The organism is Methylobacterium sp. 10 (genome assembly GCF_000519085.1).
In the GTDB taxonomy this organism is placed as follows: Bacteria; Pseudomonadota; Alphaproteobacteria; order Rhizobiales; family Beijerinckiaceae; genus Methylobacterium.
Genome location: NZ_KI912577.1, coordinates 1436992 through 1456046, shown reverse-complemented (window position 1 = coordinate 1456046; position 19055 = coordinate 1436992). Strand labels below are relative to the sequence as shown.

16 protein-coding genes and 1 pseudogene are annotated in these 19055 nt (G+C 61.9%); 5 read left to right on the top strand and 12 right to left on the bottom strand.

What is annotated here, in order from left to right:
- Positions 1–470: 470 nt before the first annotated feature.
- The 6 genes from K368_RS0106655 to K368_RS0106630 form a co-directional block, all read right to left on the bottom strand.
- Positions 471–887, bottom strand: coding sequence for an ester cyclase (locus tag K368_RS0106655; RefSeq protein ID WP_027171720.1), 417 nt, complete (start codon positions 885–887; stop codon positions 471–473).
- A 254-nt stretch (positions 888–1141) separates the two neighbouring features.
- The gene (locus K368_RS0106650) at positions 1142–1435 is read right to left on the bottom strand and encodes a hypothetical protein (RefSeq protein ID WP_027171719.1); all 294 of its coding nucleotides are present in this window, start codon (positions 1433–1435) and stop codon (positions 1142–1144) included.
- Positions 1436–1439: 4 nt separating this feature from the next.
- Positions 1440–2138: a tetratricopeptide repeat protein gene (locus K368_RS0106645; RefSeq protein WP_027171718.1), complete on the bottom strand. Its 699-nt coding sequence runs from the start codon at positions 2136–2138 to the stop codon at positions 1440–1442.
- Between the two features lie 4 nt (positions 2139–2142).
- Entirely contained in the window at positions 2143–3267 is a 1125-nt protein-coding gene (locus tag K368_RS0106640; protein ID WP_245259522.1) for a hypothetical protein, read from the bottom strand.
- A 129-nt stretch (positions 3268–3396) separates the two neighbouring features.
- Positions 3397–5829 carry a N,N-dimethylformamidase beta subunit family domain-containing protein gene (locus K368_RS0106635; RefSeq protein ID WP_027171716.1) on the bottom strand — a complete coding sequence of 811 codons (2433 nt, stop codon included), beginning with the start codon at positions 5827–5829 and terminating at the stop codon, positions 3397–3399.
- 106 nt (positions 5830–5935) lie between these two features.
- The gene (locus K368_RS0106630) at positions 5936–6376 is read right to left on the bottom strand and encodes a hypothetical protein (protein ID WP_027171715.1); all 441 of its coding nucleotides are present in this window, start codon (positions 6374–6376) and stop codon (positions 5936–5938) included.
- A 213-nt stretch (positions 6377–6589) separates the two neighbouring features.
- Between K368_RS0106630 and K368_RS26510 the strand changes: the two genes are divergently transcribed.
- From K368_RS26510 to K368_RS24040, 4 genes are all read left to right on the top strand, one after another.
- The gene (locus K368_RS26510; RefSeq protein WP_155935039.1) at positions 6590–7030 is read left to right on the top strand and encodes a hypothetical protein; all 441 of its coding nucleotides are present in this window, start codon (positions 6590–6592) and stop codon (positions 7028–7030) included.
- Between the two features lie 184 nt (positions 7031–7214).
- The gene (locus K368_RS0106625; RefSeq protein ID WP_027171714.1) at positions 7215–7904 is read left to right on the top strand and encodes a response regulator transcription factor; all 690 of its coding nucleotides are present in this window, start codon (positions 7215–7217) and stop codon (positions 7902–7904) included.
- Positions 7897–9444 carry an ATP-binding protein gene (locus K368_RS0106620; protein ID WP_081739508.1) on the top strand — a complete coding sequence of 516 codons (1548 nt, stop codon included), beginning with the start codon at positions 7897–7899 and terminating at the stop codon, positions 9442–9444. The genes K368_RS0106625 and K368_RS0106620 overlap by 8 nt, the downstream gene beginning before the upstream one ends.
- Before the next feature lie 22 nt (positions 9445–9466).
- A complete protein-coding gene (locus tag K368_RS24040; RefSeq protein ID WP_280940226.1) occupies positions 9467–10750 on the top strand; it encodes an ABC transporter substrate-binding protein in 1284 nt (427 codons plus the stop codon).
- A gap of 12 nt (positions 10751–10762) precedes the next feature.
- On the opposite strand, the gene urtE is transcribed toward K368_RS24040, so the two are convergent.
- The 5 genes from urtE to K368_RS0106590 all read right to left on the bottom strand — a co-directional run bounded on the left by urtE (position 10763) and on the right by K368_RS0106590 (position 15656).
- Positions 10763–11461 (bottom strand): urea ABC transporter ATP-binding subunit UrtE, encoded by a 699-nt coding sequence (urtE, locus tag K368_RS0106610; RefSeq protein WP_027171712.1) that lies wholly within the window; start codon positions 11459–11461, stop codon positions 10763–10765.
- Positions 11462–11463: 2 nt separating this feature from the next.
- The gene (gene urtD, locus K368_RS0106605) at positions 11464–12204 is read right to left on the bottom strand and encodes an urea ABC transporter ATP-binding protein UrtD (protein ID WP_036266031.1); all 741 of its coding nucleotides are present in this window, start codon (positions 12202–12204) and stop codon (positions 11464–11466) included.
- Between the two features lie 10 nt (positions 12205–12214).
- On the bottom strand, positions 12215–13324 hold the full coding sequence (gene urtC, locus K368_RS0106600; RefSeq protein WP_027171710.1) for an urea ABC transporter permease subunit UrtC: 1110 nt from the start codon (positions 13322–13324) through the stop codon (positions 12215–12217).
- Positions 13325–13350: 26 nt separating this feature from the next.
- Positions 13351–14235 (bottom strand): urea ABC transporter permease subunit UrtB, encoded by an 885-nt coding sequence (gene urtB / locus K368_RS0106595; protein WP_036266028.1) that lies wholly within the window; start codon positions 14233–14235, stop codon positions 13351–13353.
- A 110-nt stretch (positions 14236–14345) separates the two neighbouring features.
- Entirely contained in the window at positions 14346–15656 is a 1311-nt protein-coding gene (locus K368_RS0106590; protein WP_027171708.1) for a transporter substrate-binding domain-containing protein, read from the bottom strand.
- A 514-nt stretch (positions 15657–16170) separates the two neighbouring features.
- On the opposite strand from K368_RS0106590, the gene K368_RS0106585 reads away from it, so the two are divergent.
- Positions 16171–17637 carry a carbohydrate porin gene (locus K368_RS0106585; RefSeq protein WP_155935038.1) on the top strand — a complete coding sequence of 489 codons (1467 nt, stop codon included), beginning with the start codon at positions 16171–16173 and terminating at the stop codon, positions 17635–17637.
- A gap of 342 nt (positions 17638–17979) precedes the next feature.
- Here K368_RS0106585 and K368_RS25860 read toward each other — a convergent pair.
- Positions 17980–18990, bottom strand: a pseudogene (locus tag K368_RS25860) (IS630 family transposase).
- Positions 18991–19055 lie beyond the last annotated feature (65 nt).

Below are 19055 nucleotides of genomic sequence, written 5' to 3'. Positions count from 1 at the left end.
CGAGCTGCACATGAACATTTTCGCTCTGGCCAAAATCAAAATCGGGTCGTGGCGCAAAACCGATTGGCGCTACTTTCGAAGCGAACGTTCGTTTTCCTTGTTTTCCCACCCCAAACCGGAATGGCGGCATTCCACCCTTTCCGGTCGGAAGTCTTCGTCCACTAAGCTGCCGGAAGCGGACCTTCCCAGGGGCTGCAAAGGGTCGATCGCAATCCGTCCGCTTCCGGGCGTCCGATTGGTGAAGCGGACGTTGATGGCCAGCCGATGTTGACCCTTGTCGGACCTTCGGAGCGTCCGCTTCTGGGCAGCCTGATAGACGGACGCGTATGACCGGGATGGGTGGTTTTTGGCCCTTCCGCTTTCGGAACCAGCCACAAGGAAGGCTGCCTCTCGCTGAAGCGGCTTGAATGCTAACGGATGGCGGCCTCGTCATACTGCTTGTTGGAGGACGAGGCGCGCCACTTTGAGAGCTATGCCCAACCAAGCGCCCTTACCGCCTGATCGTCGTTCCAGATCTTCGTCATCCCAACGATCCTGTTGCCCTCGAACTGCATCACGTAGACGTAGTCGGTCGACGTGCTCTTGCCCGTCGGTGGGCACGGACCGCCTTCCCCGGTATGGGTTCCGCGGAAGATACCGTATGCCGCTACGTTCCGGCGCACCTCGTCCGTGGCGAAGGATTTCACCTCGTACCGACCGTCGGGGATGAAGGTCAGAAGCCCCTTCATCCAATCCGTATAATCCCGTAGCGAGGTGACGCCGGCTAAGGCGTCGGCTTGGGCCGAGAAGGTCGCGTCAGGAGTGCAATAGCGCTCGCATGCCTCCCAGCCACCACCTGTCTCGCAGGCATCGAAGAAGGCCTTCGCAACCGTCGCGATGTTGCTCATGTCGGAGTCATTCCTTTGCTATCGCTTCGGACGCCGCCTGTCGCGGATGCCCGTCCGGGGGTATGCCGCATAAAGGCTCGCCTCGTGAGCCTTCATCGAACGGAGCAAGGCCGTAGACACAGGTCCCCCGGAAGGACGCCTGCGTTGGCCTTCGTTCCGCTAACTCGCCCGGGCGACCTCAACGAGGTTGTCCGAGAACGACGTGCCGTAGCCCATACTGCTTCGCCCAAAGACGGCGATTAGCCGAGGGCTTATCAATTTTCCGCACAGTGCCGCTTGAATATGAAAACCTCAGCACCAGAGGCCTCGGCGGAGACATTCGAGACCCCATGACGATCGACCAGCCAGGACCGGACCATGGCGGCGGCCGTGGGGGTGAGCGCTTGTTTCCAGAGCCAGACGTCACCGGCCTCGTCCACGCCGTTCTCGCGGAACAGGGCTTGACGGGCATCATCCGCAACGCCCACCGACCATCCGGCAAAATCGGCGCCGAACTCTTTGACGTAGGTGGCGAACTCGAACTTGATCTGCTGAACGCTGTAAATCATCGGCTCAACCTGGGATCGGATTGATGCGGGCATCGACCGGACCGATGCGACGGCCCTGCATGCGCGTCATGCCTGTGCGCTTCTCGTCGGCAGACATCTCCTTGATGATGGCCTCAAGGGCGTTGAGCGCCGTGCCGACGCCATGCTGGGCAGCCAGAGAAAGCCAAGCGAAGGCCTCCACCCGGTCCTTTCCAACGCCAATGCCATTCGCGTAGAGGTACCCGAGGCGCGCCTGAGCCGGATAGTGACCGGCCTCGGCGGCAGACCGATAGAGCAAGGCAGCGCGTACGGGGTCCGCCGGCAAGCCATCGCCCTTTGCCAGCATCGTCGCGAGATTGTACTGCGCCATCACGTCGCCGCCGGAAGCAGCACGTTCGAGCCAGCGCGCGCCCTCGCCGCGATCCTGCGCAACCCCCTGGCCCATGGCGAGCATCGCGCCGACATTAGTCGCGGCGGCCACGTTGCCTCCTTCGGCGGCACGCCGGTACCAGCCGAACGCTTCGGAGAGGGACGAGTCCACGCCGAAGCCGTTGGCGTAGTGCGCCCCAAGCCATGCCTGCGCCTCGGCAACGCCAGCCTCAGCGAGGGGCCGCAATCGCGAGAGGGACTCGGTGTAGGAGCCGGCGCGAAGCGCGTCGATGGCCTTTCCGAGGTCTCCTTCGGCGCCGGATGCTGGTAATGTCCGTTCGGGTGACATGCTCATGGGCTCAGCGCCTTCTGCCTATTGCCGTCGCGTAGAGGGGTTCAGTCGCCTCGATGCGGGGTCGTGCCTTGACGGCAGCGGCCAGACGCCTGTGGAGCCAGCGCTCGGCCGCGTTGGGGAGAGGGTGTCGGCGGGCCGGATTTGCCTCCCGGACGTCGAGGTCTCGTTGAAGCTCGGTGGTGCGCCAGACGCGAGCATCGATTTCGGCGAGCCAGTCGCCCGCGCCCCGTGCCCGGTTTCCGAACAAGGCGACCCGGCACAGGGTCTCGCCGAGGGCGGTGGGCTGCACGATGACGCCACAGGTCTCACCGGGCGACGAAAACAGGATGAGATTCGGAAACAGTATCCGGGCCTCAGCGAGCCTGCCGTCCCTCAGCGTCGTTGTCAGCCATAAGCTGTCACTCGTCGGCAAGGCGACCTCGCCGCCCGCGAGCGCCCCTAGGACAAGCTTCCAGTTGGCCGGGTACGTGCGACGAAAGGTTAGCACCGTCGCGACGGGGCCGGAGGTCTCGTCCTCGAAGGCGAGGTTCTGTAGCGGCTCCGAGGTGGTGCCGGCATCCAGGTTGACGAAAATCATCGACCCGGAGGTCCGCACAGCGACGGGAAGCAGACGTTCCGGGCGCAGGCCGAGATACTGGTGCATGGCCGGCGTCGGGCCGCCATCCGGTGCGGCCGAGAGCGGGAGGCCGTCGCGGCTATAGCCGCAGGCAGTGAAGGAGCAGCGGGTCTTGGTACCCGTCTGGCACTGAAGCGGCACCGCGCGGCAGCCGCCGTGCTGAGCCTTGTTGAAACGCCCCACCAGGCCGCCATCTGCGCGGCGCTGCACGTGAACGCCATGATGTCCGACCGTGAAGGGCAGCAGATCGTTCGTCTTCGGAATTTCCTCCTGCGTCCCGATACAGACCCAGTTCCGCGTCCAGATGGCATCGTCTTCGAGGTTGGCGAAGGCGAGCGAGCGATACGCCGTCGGCGGAAGATGATGCGGCTCGGCCGGATCCAGCGCCTCTGCGAAGAAGGCGGGATCGGAGAGATCCCAACCTTCCGCGGCATGGCCGAGATCGGGGCGGTCCGTAACGAAGCCGGCCGCTGGCATGTTGTGCGGGGCAGCCGGGAGCGATCTGACGGACATCGGCATTCCTGCAGCAGGCATCCGGAGGGCAGCGCTGGCGAGAGGGGTTGGACGAGAGGCGTGCGGGGCTTGCACACCTCCCGTCCTCACTCTGAGCCCCATAGAGGGCCCAGAGATCGATCGTGGGGATCAGGCCGGTAGCGGCTCGCCGCGGGCTTTGCGGCTCTGGTGCTCAATTGGGGTCGGATCATAGTCCGCGCGGCCGCGGTGCTTGATCGCATTGGCCGGCGGAGCGGGCAGCGGCCCGTTCGTCGAAAAGCGGTCGAGCACGTTCTTCACGAGCCGCGAGATGTTGTTGTCGCAATTGTTCCAGGGCAGCGAGCCGCAGAACGCGATCGACGAGAAGGCGAAGCAGCCGCCCCCGTTCGGCGTCTCGTGGAAGGCGATGTCGCCACGCACGCGCGGATGGGTCGTTCCGTCGAGGCCTTGCTGGTTGAAGCCGAAATCCTCCATGACGAGGAGGTAAGCTTCGGTGTGGCGGCCCGCCGAGGTCGCGACCGCCAGCGTATGGGGCGGCGAGCCAAGCATGGTATCGACGATGTCGAGCTCGAGACCGGCCGCACCGCCACCGACGAGACCGAAATTTCCGAGCTTCTCGTCGTATCCGATGCCCTCGAAGGCCCAAGCCACGCGCTCGTCGAGGCTGTCCGGCGTTCGCGAGAAGTAAGATGAGACGTCGAACCCTTCCGAGGACATGCCGACCCCCGCCACTGAGTGCAGATAACGCCCACGAAAGCGCCACATGCCGCCGAGTTCGCCGGTGCCCTGGTGATAGTACTCGCCGGGATCCGCGCGCCAGGTCCGGATGCCGGACTCGCAGCGGCGCATCTCGGTGACGATACCGCGGCCTTTCTCGGCGTAGCCGGGATGGTAGGAGTGGACCCAGTACCAAGCGTCCGCGCCCATATACATCAGGCGACCGCCACGCTGCGTATAGTTGTGGAGCGCATCAAGCTGAGCACCCGAATTATGCTCCGGATGCGAACCGGTGATGATGACGTTGTAGTTTTCGATCCGGGCCAGCCCATCATAGGTGATGTCTTCATCGGTGAAGACGTCGTATTCGTAGCCCATCGTCTCCAGCCAGTAGATGAGATGAAGATCGGCCGGGTATTGCCACGGGGCCTGCGCCAGGAAGTGATCGTATTTCGGCCGGATCGACAGGATCGGCCGCAGGCGCGACGAAATCGATATCCCGGTGCCGTCGGTGTGGGTGTCGTAGATCGAGCCGCCGTATTCGCGGTGCTCGGACAGGAACATGTTCTGCTCTTGCATGATCGGCACGCGATAAACGAACAGTTCGGCGCCACCGGCGTTGCAGGCCACGTGCTCGTTGGCATAGGCCATGTAGCTGATGGTCGGGACCATGACGGCGATCTTGGCCGTCTCCTGCCCAACGCGCGGCACCACCCAGAACGGGATGAAGTCCTCGTCACCGTCAGAGGTGGTGAGCTTGGCGCCGTAGAACCGGCTTTTCACGCCGGTCTCGGGCACCGCCCATTCGAAGTCCGAGACCCAGCGGGCGTCGTCGACGTCGTCGTCGTGGAAGCTGATCGCGCCGTATTCCTGCGGAGCATGCTTCCAGTCGAAGTTCTGGCCCGACCAGTTGTAGCCGGTCATGGCCCGATTCGGGCAGTTCACCAGGGTCGCGTCGAAGCGATAAGGGCCTTCGTCCTTACAGAACAACGTGTCGATGCCGGCCGAGAAGTTCCAGGCCGCGACGATGCATTCGGAGAGCTTGCCCGTCGGGCCGCTGTTGCGGCGCTCCGTCAGGCCCGGCTGCGCACCGGCCTTCATCATCTCGATCTCCGCGCGCGACAGCGCCCGATTGCAGATGCGGGGGCTATCGATCTTGCCGTTATACTTGCCGGCGAAGACCACTCCGGCCGGCTTTGAGGACTGGGCGAGCGGATCGTCCGGGGCCAGCGTCTTCACATAGGCCGCGAGGGCGACCGGGATCGGAGCGTGGGCGATGGAGAGCTTCAGATTCGTCTCGACCGGCGGGCTCTCGGGATCGAGCGCATAGACGACCTGAGGCTCGTGATAGAGGACGACATCACCGGTCGCGGCATCGAAGGTTGCCGCGCAGAAGTGCCAGGCGTGATCGCGGATCGGGATGCCGGTGGTGATCCGGTGCTCGTTGATGCGGAGTTCGAGACAGCCGTCCTCGTTGATGAAGAGGCCGTAGCCGCTATCGTTGGCCCATTTGGTGACGAGGCCTTGGGCGCCATGCTTCCAGTAGCGCTGATGAGTCTTGGGCGCCGTAGGCCAGACCCAGCATTGGAGCGTGAAGCTTTCGACGTGGAAGCCCTTAGCATCCGGCACGTAACCGTACGAGCCACCGTGGATGATCTGCTTCTGGCCCTTGTAGGTGCCGTTCACCGACGCATCGATCAGCTTGTCGATGTAGCCCGGCCCTCGCGGATTGGTGTCGCCATTGATGACCTGAACGATCTCGACCTTGTATTCGGACGGACCATCGCAGTTTACGTAGAACTTGATCGTATCCCCGGGGTGGACACCGAATTTGTCGGCGTATCCGGTCAACCTCATGTAACTCATCGGACCAATCCTCAATGGGGCGCGAACTCTCCTCGGGGGAGCGCTCTCTCCGGCCTGACGCGCGGCCAAGTTCGGTTTCGGTGATGGGGATACGGCGGGTGGCGGATCAGGTGATCGGCCAGTTGTCGTCCTTGCGTTTCCAGCCTTCATGGAAATCGTCCGGGAAGCCGTAGTTGTCCGAAAGTTCGTCCAGGCGCATCAGGAAGATGTCGTGCTGGATCTCCTGCTCGTCGGTGTAGATCTTGTCGCCAACGAATTCGGGCGGCACGCCCCGTACGCCTGACAACCTGCCGATCCGCCATTCCCCGTCGATCTTCGTGCAAATGACGATAAGCTTACCCTTTGGGCTCTCGCCCCGCATGCGCAGCAGAACCCGCTTGAGGACAGGGTCAGCATGCACACCACCGGTCAGCACCGTCGTGTCACCGGGCGTTTCGCAGAGCAGGACAGAATTTCCGGCTACGCCCTTCATCGAATCCATGCACGCCTTGTGCTCATCGATCAGACGCTGGCGCTCCGGGCTGCCCTTTTTAGGAATCGGTTCCATTGCGTTCCTCTTGGCTGAGGCGCCCGGGACCTGGGGCGCGGTGATAGGATGACCGAACGGAGTGCAGCCCTTAATTGCAGAAGGGACGATCCTTCTGTTTAGCTCTGCGAATTAAAAACTACGCCCAGTTTAGACGTTACGTCAATAAACTCCGCTATTTCATCTAGACGTTTTAATTAGCATTCTCTGCGCACTATGTGTGCAAAAGGGCCGATGGGTGTGCAACTGCAAGAAGCGCTCGCGGCGAAGCCGACCAGTTCCCTCATCGGAAAGCCGGCCCGCGCTTTATCTGCGGGGGCGGTGCGGAGTCTCGCCGACGCCCGGATAGCCAGCGACAACTTGAAGGAACGGCTGCTCGAAGGCCTGTTCTTCAGCGGGCACGTCACCGAGCCGATCGAAGGTCCCCACTATACGCCAAAGCGCTTAATCGCCGGGAACCTACTTGCGTTGTTTTCCGAGGATGTAGAGCACCTTACAAAGCTGCATCCACTGGAGTTCTCAGCGCTGGCTCGACCTGGTCCGACCGCTTATCCCCGACGGTCGCCAGGCCATTACCAAGCGGCGATGAGTGGACCTCATAGCCGCCTGCCCGCGCGCGAAGTGACCGAGCTTGGCGGCACCCTCAAGGGAATTGGACGCTTTAGTTATTCGTAACTAGATGTTTTTGCGGAATGCTCGGCATCTTGCGAGTCAACTCGTACGGATGCCCGCCTCACGCTGTCCACCGCCCCCTTGCCAGCAAACTGTCATGGCGGTTAAGGCTGTTAGGTTGGTGGTTCCCAGGAGGTACCGCTGTCGCGTTAGGCGTAGTGTTAAGACACGGGGCGGTCCTGCTCGCATGAAAATACTCATCGCCGACGATCACTGGGTCGTGCGAGAATCCTTGAAACAAGTTTTGCGGGGCCTTCGACAATCTCTCGAGCTATTCGAGGCAGAAACGTTCAACGAGGCTCAAGCAACTCTCGAAGCTCATCCCGATGTGGACTTGCTTCTCGTCGATCTCGTCATGCCGGGATTCTCGGATTTCGATGGCCTCCGTCGCCTCCGCGCTTCGTTTCCCGACGTTCCGGTCGTCGTGATCTCGGTTCACGAGGATGTGGACCACGTCATGAGATCCCTCGGGCACGGCGTGATCGGTTACATCCCGAAATCGTCCGGAGGCCAGGAGATCGAACGCGCGCTCGAACGGGTGCTGGAGGGGGAGGTTTCCTTCCCGAGGCGCATCATCGAGCGGTCGGGAAGCGCCGTCGCCTCTTCCGCCACACCTTCCTACGTACAGCTGCCTTCCGAAAGAGTTGCGCTTGAGCGCGACCCGGGCGTGTTAACCGATCGCCAGAAGGATATCCTCCTTCTGCTGGGTCAGGGTTACTCGGTTAAGAGGATTGCATCAGAACTCGAACTCAGCAGCCACACGGTCCGCGTCCATCTCGGCAACATCATGAAGGGCCTGAACATGCGCGATCGCGCCGAAGCGGTGCATTACGCAATCCGGCATTTCGGCCCGCTGGCCGCGAGGGATCGTGGCTGAAAAGGCCGATCACGAAACGGACATCCCCCCTGCCCTGGACCCCGCGGTCCTGGCGGGACTGGACGCGCTGCCCAGCGGGATCACGATCTGGCGGCCGGACCGGCGCCTAGTCCACGTGAACGAAACGCTCCGCCGCACGCTTGGCATCGCCCCGGCTTCTGGCGAGCTATTCGACGACTTCGTGATCCGCCTCGCCCACTCACGGGAGGTCGTACTCGAGGATCCCAACCGTTGGGTTCGGGAGGAGATTGCGGATTTCGGACGGGAGAAATCAGCCGACTATATCCTCGCTGCCGGCCTCGTCATGAACGTGACGCAGCGTCCAACGCGCGACGGTGGCATGGCGGCGACCTATTCCGACGTCACCACGACGAAGAGGAACGAGCACGCCCTTCGCGAGGCCAAGGAGACAGCCGAAGCTACCGACGAGGCGAAGTCGCGCTTCCTGCGGGCAGCCAACCACGACCTGCGCCAGCCGCTCGCATCGCTTAAAATCCTCATCTACAGCTGCATGCGCGAGGCCGATGAGGAGACGCGTGCAGAGATGCTTCACGCGATGAGCGTGGCGGCGCTCATTATGGAAGACCTACTCGGAGCGCTGCTCCAGATCGGACAGCTCGATGCGGGGCGGATCAAGCCGCGCGTCACGAGCTTCCAACTCTCCCAGCTCTTCGAGCGCCTCAACATCCAGTTTCGACATCAGGCCGAGGAGAAGGGCCTGAGGCTGCGCTTCGTCACGCCGCGCGACACGGTCGCGACGGACCGGGCCTTGCTTGAGCGCATACTCAGCAACTTCGTCGCCAACGCCATCCGTTTCACAGAGGTCGGCGGAGTGGTGATTGGCTGCCGCAAAGAGGGAAAACTCCTACGGGTGGAGATCGTCGATACCGGGCGTGGCATTAAAGACGCTGATCGTGAGCGTGTCTTCGACGAATTCTACCGCGTCACGGACGAGCGGCGCAGCGAGAAGACGGGGCTCGGTCTCGGGTTGAACATCGTCAGGCGGCTCGCCGACTTGCTGGAACTCCCAGTGGGCCTGAGGTCCCGTTCGGGCCACGGCTCGATCTTTTCGGTGACCGTGCCCTTTGGCAACATCTGGCACAGCGAAGGCGGGGATGCCGAGATCAGCGAGGCCGTCGCCGGCGAGTTCGTCGGCGTTCCGGTTCTCCTGGTGGAGGATGACGACATTCTGCGCCGGAGCATGACGCAGTTGCTCCAGCGATGGGGCATCGAGGTTCACGCTGCCGCGAACGAGGACGAAGCCCTACGGCTGGCGCGAGGCGGCGCGCAGGTCCGCCTGATCATCGCCGACTATAACCTGACCAGCCGGACAGGCCTCGAGGTGGTTCGCGAGTTGCGAAAAGCCTTCGGGACGGAGACGCCCGCCTTCATCGTCACGGCTGACGCCGAGCCGAAGGTTCTCAACGGCATTCGAGAGGCTGGCCTGCCGGTTCTGATCAAGCCGGCCAGCCCGCCGCGTCTGCGCGTCTTGATGCACAATCTACTGTTCGAGCCTGAGCAAATCCGCCGGCCGGACTGATCGATAACGTGGGGCCAAGCGAGTGTCCGTCGAACTGCCGCCGATCCCGATTGGGAGTATGATCCCGCTGACCGGGCCATCTGCCGCCGATGGCGCAGAATTCCGGAACGGGATGACCCTCGCGGTCGAGGAGCTGAACGCCCAAGGCGGACTGCTCGGGCGCAAGTTGCAGCCGATCTTCGCCGATACCTGCCGGCAGACCGCCGAGGAGGTCGTCGGGGCCGCACGCATGCTGATCGAGAAGCATCAGGTGCATGCGATCATCTGTGGCTACAATATCGGTCCTCAAAACTCCGAATACGAACCGATTGCCGATGCGGGGATCATCTACGTCCACGCCAACACGCTGCTGCAGCACCATGACACGATCATGAGCGATCCGAAGCGCTACTTCGGATGCTTCATGGCCGATCCGGCCGACTATTGGTACGGGCCCGGCTTCATCAAATTCATATCGTGGCTTCGCGATACCGGACAATGGACGCCGAGTTCCGACCGCCTGGCCATCATCGCCGGGTCGAAGCCGTACAGCATCGTCATCGCGCAATCGATGGCGGCCGCTGCGGTCGATTACGGCTGGCGCCTCTGCTTCGGTCCCAAGATCGTGCAAACGCCGACGACCGAATGGCGGCAGGTCATCGACGAGGTTCGCGCGACCAATCCGGCCGTTGTCGCGAACACGCACTTCTACGCGGGCGATCTCGCTTATTTCCAGCGGCAGTTCATGGAGAACCCGATCGATTGCCTCGTCTATCTGCAGTACGGGGCGATGCACCGGACGTTTGCCGACATCGCCCAGGAAGCGAGCGTCGGCATCATCGTCTCTTCCGTGATCGGCCTCCTGCGTGACGAGGTCGGGAAGAGCTTCGAGGCCCGATACAATGCTCGCTTCGGCGAGGGCGCCAGCGCGACGATTGGATGCCAATCCTACAGTAACATGCACCACTACGCCGTCGCCGCCGCCATGGCCGGCGGTTCGGGAGCTCCCGGTGATTTCGAGCAGAACCGCAGAGTCGCAAGGGCGCTAAAGGGCATGATCTATCGGAGCGTGCACGGCACGATCCGCTATCATCCCGATTGGCAGGCCGCAGTGCCCTATCCGGTCGTCACCCACGACCCGTCACTCGGCATGCCGCACATCTTCTATCAGATCCACGACCACCGGAAGCCGCTCTCGATGATCGCGCCGGAGCCATACAACACCGAGCGCTTCATCCTGCCGCCCTGGATGAGCCGGCGCGGCGGACTGCAGAAGCCCGCCTCCACCAATGGTCTGGGCCCGGGAAGGCCGGGCGGAGGCGCGTGACGTCACTACTAGTTAGATCGTCATGTGGCGGTTGATGAGGTCGTCGGTCATCTCGCCAATCGGGCCACGCGCGACGATGCGGCCATTCTCCATCATCAGGAAGGCATCGCCGAGTTTGCGCGCCACCTTGATGTGCTGCTCAGTCAGGACCAGCGTGATGCCGAACTCCTTGTTCAGGCGACGGAGCGTTTGGCCGATCTCCGCGACGATGTTCGGCTGAATGCCTTCCGTCGGCTCGTCGAGCAGCAGGATTCGCGGGTTGGTCGCGAGCGCGCGGGCGATCGCCAGTTGCTGCTGCTGGCCTCCGGAGAGGAGCCCCGCCTTTCGGTGCAGGTTCTGGGCGAGATAGGGGAAGAGGCTCAGGCAGAGTTCCGGCATTTCCTGCTTGCCGTCGGTGCGCGCAAACGTCCCGAGCAAGATGTTCTCCTTGACCGTGAAGTGCGGCAGGATCTGGCGCCCCTGCGGGATGTAGCCTAGGCCGTATTTGGCGCGCTTGTAGGTAGGAGCCCGACCGATCGCATCGCCCGAGATCCGGATCTCGCCGTTCGACCGATCCGTGAGACCCATGATGGTGCGCAACAGCGTTGTCTTGCCGACGCCGTTACGGCCAAGAACGCACAAACACTGCCCCTCCGGCAGATCGAAGCCGACGTCCTTCAAGATCGGCGTCTTGCCGTAATAGGAGGTGACGTTTTCAAGCGAGAGTAGCACGGTCAGATCTCCGGTTCGCCGAGATAGACTTCCCGCACCTTCGGGTTGCTCTCGATCTCACTGAGCTTTCCCTGGGCAAGGAAGCTGCCCATGTGCATCACAGTCACTACGTCCGCGATCTCGCGCACGAAGCTCATATCGTGCTCGACGACGATGAGGGTGTGGTTCTTCTTAAGTTGATTGAGAAAGACGATCGTCTTCTCGATCTCCGACTCTGTCATCCCGGCAACGGGTTCGTCGAGCAGCAGGATGGCTGGATTCTGCATCACAACCATGCCGATCTCGAGCCATTGCGTTTCGCCGTGGGAGAGGACGCCCGCCTCGACATCGAGCCGATCCTTCAGGCCGGTCAATGTCGCGACTTCGTCGAGCTGCGCCTTGAACCCAGCCGGCTGGCGCCGGAACATGTTCCGAAACGGATTGACTTCCCGCGAATACGACACCTCAAAGTTCTGGCGCACGCTCAACTCACGGAACACCGCCGGAACCTGAAATTTCCTACCGATCCCCCGCTGGGCGATTTCATGTTCGCCGAGTCCGGTGATGTCATCGTTGCGAAGGACGATCTTTCCCGAGCTGGGCTTCTGGCGTCCGGTGATCAGGTCCATCGTCGTGGTCTTGCCGGCGCCGTTGGGGCCGACGAGACAGCACAGGGTCAGCTCCGTCACGTCGAGGCTGAAGTCATTAATAACGTGCGTGCCACCGAAGCTCTTGTGCAGATTGTGGATCTCTAGAACGCCCATTGCCTTGTCCTTACTTCGCTGGAGCGCCGACGATACGAGGCGGTGCAATGGGATCAGGGTCACGGCGTTGGCGACCGGCCATCATACCGAGCACCTTCTCAAGCAGGCCGGCCAACCCGCGCGGCAGAAAACGGACGACCAGGATGAAAAAGCCGCCAAGCAATAGGAGCCAGGTATTGAGGAACTGGTCGCCCAGGTAGCTCTGCCCGCCCTGGATCATGAGCGCGCCGAGGATTGCGCCGAGCAGGGACAGCCGTCCGCCGATCCCGGCCCAGATCACCATGGCGATACTAAAGTTCACGTCGAGTTGGGCGGGCGACACGTACTGGACCAGCATGACCCAGAGGCAGCCGGCAATCGCCGCGATTAGCCCAGAAACGGTGTAAATTACCGTCTCGTAGGAGGCGACGTCGTAGCCTAGGAAGCGCACCCGCTCTGGGTCGCCTCGCAGGGATTGGACGATGAGTCCGAACTTGCTCTGCGTCAGCAACTTTGAGGCGACTGTCGTCAGGAGGAGTAGAGCGACGACGGTCCAGTATGCCTTCGTGCTGTAGGGATCGATCTCGGTGCCAAAGATCTGGAGGGCGGCAGGAGGCGAGATGCCGTTTACACCGTTGGTGTAGGGCTGCATGTCGAGAATTAAGGTATAGAGCGCGCTGAGCATAGCCAGCGTCATGATCGCGATGAACGGTCCCGAGACGCGGGCACGGAACATCAGACTTCCGAAGATCACGTAGAACAACGTTGGCACCAACAGCGCCAGGACGATGCCGAAGCCCGTGCTCCAGAAGGGCTCCCAGAAGAACGGCAGATGGTCGAGACTGTTATTGGCCATGAACGGCGGCAGGGGGTTCGAGGCGTCCTGCGACTGCATCTGCATGGTCATGGCCATGCCGTAGGCAGCCAGGCCGAAGGCGATACCCTGACCGAGGTTCAGGATACCGCCGAAGCCCCAGCACAGGCTGATCGAAAGAGCCAGCATTGCGTAGACACCGTAGGTCGCGAACTGGTTGAGCAGAAAACCATCGCTGACGAAGGTCGGTACGGCGAAGAGGCATATAAAGAAGACGGCGTAGACCATCCACTGAGCCGCCTTGTTGTGATATAGGTTCTTGGTCATCGGTCTGTACTGATCTTTCTGGAAATTTAACGGCGGGCCTTGGCGACAGCGAAGAGGCCGCGCGGGCGAAAACGCAGGAAGACGACGATGAGCACGTAGAGAAGGAAGCGCGCAAAGGTATCGTTTGAGACCATCGCGAAAATGGACTGCAGCTCGCCCGTCAGACCGGAGGCCGCGACGCTGCCGACCAGGGTGCCGCCGCCGACGACGACTACGAGGAAGGCCTGGACGACATAGGACGTGCCCATCGTAGGGAGGACGATTGCCAGCACGCCGAACAGGCACCCGGCCATGCCCGCGAGGCCGGCCCCAATGGCGAACGTCGTCATGTAGACGCGGTCCGCGTCGATGCCGAAGGAGGCGGCCATCTCCTTGTTCTGCATCACGGCACGCACCTGCATGCCGAACCGCGTCCGGTAGAAGAGATAGACGGTGCCGGCGACGACCGCGGCCGTGACGGCGAAGATGAAGATCCGAAGCACTGAGAGGCTGACAAAGCCGAACTCGACGTTGCTTTGGAAAATCTCCGGAACGGCGACGTATTTCGGGTCGCTACCGAAGATGATCCGTACACCCTGCATCAGCACCAGCGAAACGCCCCATGTCGCAAGCAGAGTATCGAGCGGGCGATTGTATAGGTATCTGATCAGGCCCCTCTCGATCACCACCCCAATTGCCGCCACGACAACGAAGGATGCGGGGATACAGAGTAGGAACGGTAAGCCGAAGACGCTTTGCAGCATGTAGGACGTATAAGCGCCGAGCATGATGAACTCGCCATGGGCCATGTTGATGACGCCGACGGTTCCGTAGATGATCGTCAGTCCGATCGCCGCGATCAGCCAAATGCTGGCGATGCTTAAACCGAGGATCAGCGCGTTCACGACGGACGCGAATTCGATATGGGGCATGATGCGTCCAAGAGTTCATTTTTAATTCGACCGGCAATGACAATGCCGACCACGCAGGCGCCAGCCTCGTCAGAGTCGCTCCTCCGAGGCTGGCGGTGTCGTCTCGGCGGTCAGATCACGTTCTTGCGGACCTTGCCGTCGGGCGCGACGAGTCCGTCGGCCGTGCACTTCCCGGAATTCGGGTAGATCGAGTACGGGTCCGGCGCGACGTGCTCTGGGGCTTGGTACACGGTCTTGAAGCTACCGTCGGCCTGACACTGGCCGATCTTGGGCTTCAGCCAAGTATTGAAGTTGTCGCCGTCTATCCAGATTAGGCCTTCCGGCGATACGTCGTCCTCGACGCGGATGCCGCCGCTGACGTCGCGGATCATCCGCGACGTGACCTCCTCAATGTTTCCGGTTTTCTTGAGGGCCTTCTCGAGACCGTACTTGAAGACGTAGGCCGAAAGGTAGGTCTCTTCCATGTTATAGTGCGTGCTGCCGTTCTTCCCGTATTTGCTCTTGAGGAAATTCTCAACGAACTTAGCGTTAGTCGGATTTTCGAGCGTCTGGAAGTACGGCGCGGACAGGAAGTGGCCCGCGCCGACATCGGCGCCCATAGCCTTGGTCTCGATCTCGCCGGTGGTCAGTGAGGCGATCGGCATCGCATCGACTTTAAAGCCCTCCTGCTTGAACTGCTTGTGGAAGGCAATGTCGGATGCGCCGACGACTGTCGAGAAGATAAAGTTTGGCTTGGCCTCGCGGATCTTGTTCAGTACCGGACCGAACTCCGAGCTTCCGAGGGGGATGTACTCTTCGCCGAGGAGCTCGCCGCCGGCATTCTGGAGCCAGAGTTTGGCGTTCTTGTTGGATTCCTTTGGCCAGACGTAGTTCGATCCGACGAAGAAACACTTCTTGCCGAAGTTCTTGACCATGAATGGTATCAGGTCTTTCGAATGCTGGTTCGCCAGCGGACCCGTGCAGATCGTGTTCTGGGTACACTCCGCACCTTCGTAGCAGGTTGGATAGTAGAGCAGGCTATTCTGCTGCATGACGATCGGCAGGATCGCCTTGCGGCTGGCCGAGGTGTAGCAACCAAACAGCGCGATCACCTTCTCGCGCATGATCAGCTCTTTTGCCTTCTCTGAATAAACGTTGAAGTCTGACTTTGCGTCGATGATAATCGGCTTGATCTCGTGGCCGGCAATACCACCGTTCTTGTTGATCTCCTCGATCGCGTACTGCATCACGAGGGTCGAGTCTTCTTCCGGCACTGCTAGCTGACCGGTCAGAGAGAATAACAGGCCGACCTTGATGGGTTCGCCCTTCTTCAGCGTTGCGCCCCAGGCTTCACGAGAGGTCGGAAGCCACAGATGCGGAGCAACAGCCGCTGCCGCAGCCAGCGTCGACCCTTTCAATATTTTACGACGCGTGATGTCCATCTTCGTCTCCTGCAAGACAGCCGGCAGCGGCCCGCGCAATGCGAGCAAACAGGCGTTGCGTCTCCGGCACTAATTGGTCTTGATGAGAAAGGCTGACACGTGACGGTCCAATCAGTCAACGCGCAGCCTGGAAAAACGCTATGCTTCCGCTGCCCGAAAAACAGGCAACGTCAAATATAGCGTGTCATATTTGCAAGATATGTGCTCCGCTATTCAGGATCGTAGACGAATGTGTTGACGGTTCGAGCTTCGCGATGCGAGCTTTAAAGTCATGCCGGCCAGGCGACGCATGGCTTAAAGCGATGTGTACCTGAATCTTGCAGCCACAGGTGGAACCAACTCGGGTGTGTGTTCATGTCTGAATTCGCGAGGACCGCGAAGTCGGGTGTGGCGGGGCAACCATCCGGAGAAGCACCGAACGACCAATAGAGAGACGGATCGACCCGGCGCGGCACTCTGCGGCATCGGGCCATAATCACGGCTGTCTGGTCGATCTTCCGGAGGGCATGAGACAATGAAGATCTATCGAATAATCGATCACGGCTCGGCACGCTCCCCGACGAGGAAGCACTTCATCCGGTCGGTTGCGGCTGCGATACTGGGGCTGTCAGCCTCGGGAGCGCAGGCGCAGACGGCGTCCCCGGTGGGCGAGTTCAACGTCCAGACGCAGCCGCGCACCACCCGCGAAGTGGCGGAGAAACCCGCCGATCCCGTCCGCACCGGCCCCCTCGCGCCCTGGGCCACCGACATGGCGGCGCGGGGACTGACCTTCGACGTCAACATCTACGACTTCTACCAGGCCAACCCGAGCGCCGGCCTGCGCACCGGCGAGCAATCGAACTCGGCCTATTTCGTGCTCAGCATGACGGCCGACATGCAGAAGCTCGCCGGCATCGCCGGCGGCTCGATCAACTTCACCCAGACCTTCTTCGGCCTCGTGCGCAACCTGAACATGGCCGGTGACATCGGCGACACCACGGTGGGCTACCAGCCGCCCTACACGCCCAACAGCACCCGCCTCTCGCTGCTGACCTACCAGCAGAAGCTCCTCGATGACCGCCTTGTGGTGGAGGTCGGCCGCACGCATCCCGACCGCTATTACGGCCTGCCGCCGTGCAACTCGATCAATTCCTGCTTCCAGGACATGTTCTACTTCAATGCCGGCTTCACCTCGCCACTCTTCGCCGTCTGGGGCGCCAACATCGCCTACAAGATCTCGCCGACCACCTACATCCAGGCCGGCGCCTTCAGCGTGAACCCCGGCACCAACGTCCTGTCGGGCTACGATTTCGGCTACGAGCGCCTGGCCGGCGCCGTCGTGATGACCGAGATCGGCCGCAAGACCGACTATACGATGGAGGCCTATCCCGGCCGCGTCTCGCTCACTGGCTTCTACAACACAGCCGACCACGACGATAACTTCAAGACCATCGCCGGCACCTCGAAGGGCCTCAACCCGGGCACGCCGTCGCTGCAGAAATCCGGCACGTCGGGCGTCGTCCTCACGGGCACGCAAACCCTGTGGCGGGCTGATGGCGGGGCCGATGCGAGCAACCCGCTTCCCACCGCGATCTCGGCCTATACCGGCACCGGCTACGCCTTCGACCCGACGATCCCGATCCGCTTCAACTCCTTCGCCGGCCTGCTCCTGCAGGCCCCCGACCAGAGCCGGCCCAACGACACCTACGGCATCAAGGCCAATTGGCAGCGGCTGAACGAAAACTACGCCGCCTTCCTGTCGGATGCGAACTTCATCTCCGGCGGCACCGGCGAACCCTATTCGCGGGACAAGTTCGTGTTCGAGGTCAACGCCCATTTCGATCTCGGCGCGGGCGTCGTCCTCGAGCCGGTGGTCCAGTACGTCGTCAACCCGAATTCCTTCTACAACCCCTACACGGCCCGCCGCGCCAAGGACGGCTTCTACGGCGGCTTCACCCTCGTCGTTCCCCTCGGCACCCTGCTCGGCCTCGCGCCGGGCTGAGGGAGGCAGGGTCCGGATAGAGCCATTCTGTCAGGCCTGAAACGCGCCCTTTTCCCAAGCGGCGCACAGAGATAGGGCCGCCGTTCCAGCGACGGCCCTATCTATCTTCAGGTCAAAACGCTTCGTGGTGCTCACTGGGCGAGCGGTTGCGCCGATCTGTGTCTCAGAATATTGGCAGGGCAGGGTCCAAACTGCGGAAGGCCATGCATGACGCTGACAACGCCGTCAGGGCCAAAGGCATTCTCCTTTGCCATGGTGGCACAGAACGCGGCATGGGTTTTAAGGGCGACAACAGGCCCCATCCATTTGATTTATTGCTTTAGCACTACCTAGTGCAGTGACTCAGACGGATGGTTCAGAGGCTCGAGTAAGGGCGTCGAAGATCGCAGAGGCGGGCTTAGTCCAGATGAAGGGCCTTGGGCTTTGGTTGTGCTCGGCGATGTAGCGATTGATGGCCGCCTGTAGATCGACGACGCCGGTGAACGTGCCCCGCTGCAGGCGCCTACGGGTGAGGGCGGAGAAGAAGCCCTCGACGGCGTTGAGCCATGAGGCCGATGTTGGGGTGAAGTGGAACGTCCAGCGCGGATGGCGGGCAAGCCAGGCACGGACCCTCGGATGCTTGTAGCTGCCATAGTTGTCCAGGATGACGTGGACAAGCTTGCCGGCCGGCACGGCAGCCTCGACGGCGTGGGATCAGCGGATGAACTCGCCATGGCGATGGCGCTGCATGCAGCGGCCGAGCACGGTGCCGTCCAGGACATTGAGAGCCGCGAACAGGGTCGTGGTGCCGTGGCGGGTATAGTCGTGGGTCTGAGCGGCTGGGTGCCCTGAACCAAGAGGCTGATCGAGGCGGGTGCGTTCCAGGGCCTGGATCTGGGACTTCTTGTCGATGGACAGCACCACGGCGTGTGCGGGCGGCTTCATGTACAGGCCCACGACATCCTCGACCTTCTGGGCAAAGGCCGAGTCGTGCGAGCGCTTGAACGTCCGGATCCGATGCGGTTGCAGGCGCTGCTCCTGCCAGATCCGTTGCACGGAGCGCAGTCATATCCTGACCCGCGCGGCGATGGCTCGGCCGGTCCAGTGTGTGACCTTGTCGGGTGGCTCCGAGCAGGTCAGTGCCAGCACCTTCGCCACGGTCCGCGTGGAATGTGGTGGGGTGCCGGGCGGGCGTGTCTTATCGCGCAGCAGACCCTCAACGCCCTCCTCGGCAAAGCGTTGCTGCCAGCGCCAGACGGCGGGCCGACTGATGCCGGCCTGCCGAGCCACGTCCTGCACAGGCAAGCGCTCGGCTGAAAGCAGGACGATGCGCGCCCGCAGGATGTGTCCGACGTCAGCACCTGTGGGACAGATTGAGGGTCTTCACGAACGGAGGATGGCTGGTTCATCGTAGCCCCTAAGGAGCGAAGATGAAGCAG